At 39.1% G+C, this 4,499-nt stretch carries 4 protein-coding genes; all 4 read left to right on the plus strand.

From position 1 onward, the window contains the following. The coding region (locus tag IM500_RS16595) for a DUF4351 domain-containing protein (protein ID WP_287739051.1) at window positions 1–533 on the plus strand (533 nt) is incomplete at its 5' end. Window positions 534–701: 168 nt separating this feature from the next. Beyond that, on the plus strand, window positions 702–947 hold the full coding sequence (locus IM500_RS16600; RefSeq protein WP_002756573.1) for a UPF0175 family protein: 246 nt from the start codon (window positions 702–704) through the stop codon (window positions 945–947). Then, window positions 944–1,441, plus strand: a complete 498-nt coding sequence (locus IM500_RS16605) for a PIN domain-containing protein (protein ID WP_287739052.1) — start codon at window positions 944–946, stop codon at window positions 1,439–1,441. Before IM500_RS16600 ends, IM500_RS16605 begins: the two co-directional genes overlap by 4 nt. A 186-nt stretch (window positions 1,442–1,627) precedes the next feature. Beyond that, on the plus strand, window positions 1,628–4,499 hold a 2,872-nt coding region (locus IM500_RS16610), incomplete at its 3' end, for a Calx-beta domain-containing protein (protein WP_287739054.1).

The raw sequence follows: 4,499 nt of genomic DNA on the forward strand, positions 1-4,499 counted from the left end.
CCGATTTTAAGGTCTTAGAATTTAACTATCAAGTAGTGCAGTTAAATCGATTAAATTGGCGAGATTTTCTCAATCAACCGAATCCGGTTGCTTCAGCTTTGATGGCGAAGATGAGCATTTCCGAGAAAGAGCGAGCCAAGGTTAAGGCGGAATGTCTGCGCTTGTTAATTACTTTAAAGTTAAATCCAGCGAAAATGCAATTAATTTCCGGATTTATTGATACTTATCTCAATCTAAATCCGGTCGAAGAGATACAATTTCAACAAGAGATTAGCACATTTAGTCAACCCGTACAGGAGGGAGTTATGCAAATTACTACCAGTTGGATGCGTCAAGGTATTGAACAAGGTATTGAACGGGAAAAGACATTGATTCTTCGTCAACTTAAACGCAAGTTAGGGGAGATTAATCCTTCATTAGAAACTAAAATTATGGAGTTAAGTATTGATGATGTCGAAGTATTAGGAGAAGCTTTATTCGATTTCTCTACGGTTGAAGATTTAATCAATTGGTTAAATACTTTAACTGCCTAGCTTTGACGTTAGCGCTCGCCTCTTCGCCATGACAAGGGGTAAGATTGCTTCGGAGAGGGAATTTCAGTTAACAGTTAACAGTTAGAAGTGAGGTCTGCCAAAGGGAATTGACAGACCGCAAAACATAGGATAGCATTTGTATAATTCTTATCAAAATACGGAGAAAATATGACTCTAGTTATTTCCCAAGAAGTGATTAAAGCAAGTGGTTTATCAGAGGATGAACTGTTGAAGGAAATTGTTGTTATGTTATTCCAACAAGATAAGATTAGCTTAGGAAAAGCAAGTGAGTTATTAGGTATTAATCAAATCAAGTTTCAACGGATGCTTTCTGAACGAGGAATTTGTATTCACTATGATGTTGCTGAGTTTCAGGAAGATATTAAGCATTTAAAAGAGAAAGGTTGGCTATGATTATTATTAGCGATACTTCTCCTCTCAGCAGTCTTGCTCTTGTTGGTTATCTGTCAATCTTAAAAGATATTTATACTAATGTTGTTATTCCCCAAGCAGTTGCCAATGAATTAGCCAATTTAACTGAGGAAGATATCCGCATTAAAGCGATAATTTCTCTGAACTGGATACAGGTTAAACAAGCCGCTAATTTGGAACTTGTGGCTTGTTTGAGCAATGACTATAATTTAGATATTGGCGAAGCAGAAGCAATCGCTCTTGCCTTAGAATTAAAAGCAGATGAATTGTTAATTGATGAGCGTCTTGGACGGAGGGAGGCTGTGCGTTTGGGGCTGTCAATTACGGGGGTTCTAGGAGTTCTTTTAATCGCTAAAAATAGAGGATTGATTGCTAAGGTTAAACCCATAATAGATGCTCTAATACTCCAAGCAAATTTTCGCATCAGTCGTCAACTTTATGAGGAGGTTTTGCAAACAGCAAATGAATTAGATTAAGTTGTGATTTTAGAAAACGGGTTTCTTTGAGAAACTATTTAGAAAACCCGTTTTCTTTGAGAAACCCGTTTTCTTGTCCTTTGAGAAACCCGTTTTCTTGCAATATTAATTTCTGTTACAGGGGTCTTGAAAAATTGGGGATTGTTGGGCTAAAACTGTTAGCAATAAACCTCTGCTGTTAATGTCATGACTTCTACCCTTTTGTCGATTCTTCCGGCTGTTGACGATGTTTTGTTCGATTTCGCTCAATCTGATGGCTTTTGGGCGAATTTGGCTATCGCTTTTGGCACAAGTTATGATGTGGTTAAGGCGACAGAACTACAACAGCAGTGGCACAGCCGAAATTTTAGTCAAATTCCCCCAATTGAGGTACTTAGTGATGAAGTTTTAGGGACGGCGAATGGTGCATATTCCAGCAGTACCAATAAGATTTATCTATCAGCATCTTTTTTAAATACGGCTTCGTCAGCATCGATAGTTAATGTAATTTTAGAAGAAATTGGGCATTATGTGGATGCTCAAATTAATCAGGTGGATAGTGCTGGGGATGAGGGAGAATATTTCTCAGCATTAGTTCGTGGAGTAGATTTAACAACGCAAGAAGTAGCAAGAATTACAACTGAAAATGACTTTGCCAATATTACAATCACAGGAAATGATGTTCCTGTAGAAAAATCTGCACCAACTATTTTAACCGTTAATACGACCGCCGATCAAAATGATGGCAATGCTGATAATGGATTATCTTTGCGGGATGCGATCTTAATTGCTAATGCTAACCCGAATACTGAATATGAAATTCATTTAACAGGAGGCTTAACCTATACTCTAACGAGTAATGGCGTTAATGAAGATGCGGGAAAAACGGGAGACTTAGATATTAAGTCTCGTAATAATGTGCTTTATATTGGAGCATTTAATGGACAAAAAGCTACTATTGATGCGTCAGGATTATTAAATTCTGATCGGGTTTTTCATGTTCTCAGTGGAGGTGCATTAAGCTTACAGAATGTCGTAGTAACCGGGGGAATTACATCTTCTTCCGGCGCAGGTATTAGTGTTAATGCGACAGGTGTTCTTGACTTATACAACACAACTGTAAGTGGAAATAAGGCACTTGGTTCTTCTAGCAATGGTGGTGGTATTCAGAATCGTGGTTTTGTCTATCTCCGTCAGGGTAGCGTAGTTAGTAATAATATAGCTAGTGGTAGTAGTTATCAGGAAGGCGGAGGCGTTTACAATTCAGGCGGAACACTAATTGCAATCAACTCGACAATTAATAATAATCAAGGAGGCGTTTATGGAGGTGGCATATCAAGTGTAGCTGGATCGCTGACTCTGATCAATACTACTGTTAGTGGTAATAGTGCGGGAAATGGTGGAGGCATAAGGAACAACGGTACTTCAATTGCTTTGATCAATACAACCGTTAGTGGCAATAATGCAAGTTATGCTGGAGGTGGCATATATTCTTCTGGTGACACATTTAATTTGATTAATAGCACAATTACCAATAATACTGTCGTTGACACTCAATTTGTTGGACGCGGTGGAGGCGGCATTTATAGTCTTAGTACAACCTTTTTTCTTAAAAACACAATTGTTGCTGGAAATATAGATAATACAACTAATGGTTTCGATTTACTTTCTTCTGGGTTATCTGGTGCGATATTTAATGGCAATAACTACAACCTTATCGGTGATTTAACTGGTGCAAAAGGAACGATTGGCACAGGAACTGATATTGTTAATTCTAATCCTGGACTTGCTCCTTTAGCTAACTATGGGGGTTTAACTCTGACCCATGCACTTTTAGCAGGAAGTCCGGCGATTAACGCAGGAAACAATAGCCTTATTCTTGTTGATAGCGAAGATATTGATGGTGATGGTGACACGACCGAACAAATTCCCTTTGATCAACGAGGAACAGGATTCAATCGCATCTTTGGTGGTACAGTAGATATTGGTGCATTTGAAGAGCAAGGGACAATTGTCGTTATTAGCTTAGCAGTCTCCCCTGCAAGTGTTAACGAAGACGGGACAGCCAATTTGGTTTACACTTTCACTCGTACAGGTGTAACAACCAATGCTTTAACAGTCAATTACACCCTCGGAGGGACAGCTACTTTAAATACCGATTACACTCGTACAGGGACTACTAATACTGTCACCTTCGCTGCCGGTTCATCCACTGCTACTGTAACTGTTAATCCCACTGCTGACACAATAGTAGAAAGTAACGAAACCGTCATTTTAACCCTCGCTTCTGGGACAGGTTATACGATAGGTACGACCAACGCAGCCACGGGGACAATTAATAATGACGATAGCACTGTCACCTCGCAACTATCCATCAATAATATCACCGTTGTCGAGGGTAAAGATAATAATGCAATCCTCACCGTCACTGTCAACAACCCCAATCCACAACCAATTAGCGTAAATTATGCTACTGCACCCGTTAACGCTACCGCCAATGTAGATTACACTAGCAAAACTGGAACTATCACCATTGCTGCTAATACTTCCACTGCTACTATTAGCATTCCCATCCTCAATGATAACCTTAATGAAGCAAACGAAACTTTTGCCATTAACCTCAGTAATCCCGTCAATGCAACTCTTACCAATAACAAAGGAATTGTCACCATCAGCGACACCCTAACCGCTAATGTTACAACTACCCTACCCGCTAATGTGGAAAATCTGACCCTAACTGGGACTACAAATATTAATGGGACAGGTAACACATTAAATAACATTATCACTGGTAATAGTGGTAACAATATTCTTAATGGTGCAACAGGAATTGATACCCTCATCGGTGGTTTAGGGAATGATACTTATCAAGTTGATACTACTACCGATACCATTACTGAAAATGCCAACCAAGGTACAGATACTGTTCAATCATCAGTTACTTATACCCTGGGAAATAACCTAGAAAACCTCACGTTAACGGGAACCGCAAATATTAATGGGACAGGTAACACCTTAAATAACATTATCACCGGTAATAGTGGTAATAATACCCTCAATGGTATTGATGGGAATGATA

The sequence above is a fragment of the Microcystis sp. M179S2 genome, assembly GCF_020245805.1.
Lineage (GTDB): Bacteria > Cyanobacteriota > Cyanobacteriia > Cyanobacteriales > Microcystaceae > Microcystis > Microcystis aeruginosa.